Below are 919 nucleotides of genomic sequence, written 5' to 3' on the forward strand. Positions count from 1 at the left end.
TCTACGCCCAATTGCTTACAGGCGTAACTAAACTGGGTGTAAGTATCCAATTCTGTTTTATTCATTTTTTTATTCCGGTATTCAAAAACAGTTCTTCTATCCGTATAAAACATAGCAGGAATTCCATAAGTAGTAAGGATCTGATGGAATACGTTATAATAACCATTTAAGGATTCCTGTTCATCAAAAAAGGCACCAACAATACGGCTGGTAGAATCATCAATGGCGATATGAAGATTTGTTTTTGCATTGCCAAACCAAAGATGAACGGAAGCATCCATCTGAAGCATTTCACCAAAGTAGACACATCTTGGACGTCTGGAGTGAGGGGTTTCCACTGTAACGATAGCAGCCTGAAGTTCATCTTGTTTTTTCTTTGTAGAAACATTCTTTTGTTGTGTACGAAGTTCTTTTGCTAAGCGTTTGCGGACTGTTTTGGTAGTTCTGGGTGAAGGAATAAAGTTTTCATACATAATCTTTGTAAGAGCAGAAGGAGAGATAAAAATCCCGTCATTTTTTGCAAGCAGTTCACAGGTGTAAGTAAATGTAGCGTCATAGTACTTGTTGTTGTATAGAGTTAAGATTTCCAGTTTTTGAGATTCTGTAAAAGAATGTAGAGGTTTTCTGCCTCTGTTACCATGAATAAAGGCAGCCTTACCATTCTGTTTGTATTTTTGAATTAATCGATTGATGTGCCTTGTAGTACAACCGAGTTTCAAAGCCGCAGCCTTTTTGTTACCATTATGGTCTACTAGTGACTTAATCACTTCATACTTAAGTTGTTCATTCATTCTTAAATCCACCCTTTTCAATCTGTGTATACCTCTTTCTATAGTGTGAGGTTTTATCATACACCATATTTATCACTTGGGACATAATCAAAAGTGATATATAAGGACTTTATCAAAAATGGTTTATA

At 35.8% G+C, this 919-nt stretch carries 1 protein-coding gene; it reads right to left on the reverse strand.

Features of this window, described 5'->3' with window-relative positions:
- Positions 1 to 791: ISNCY family transposase (locus ACYQ35_RS10665; RefSeq protein ID WP_459833315.1), on the reverse strand; the 791-nt coding region annotated here is incomplete at its 3' end.
- Between the last annotated feature and the right edge of the window lie 128 nt (positions 792 to 919).

The sequence above is a fragment of the Faecalimonas hominis genome, from assembly GCF_054660755.1.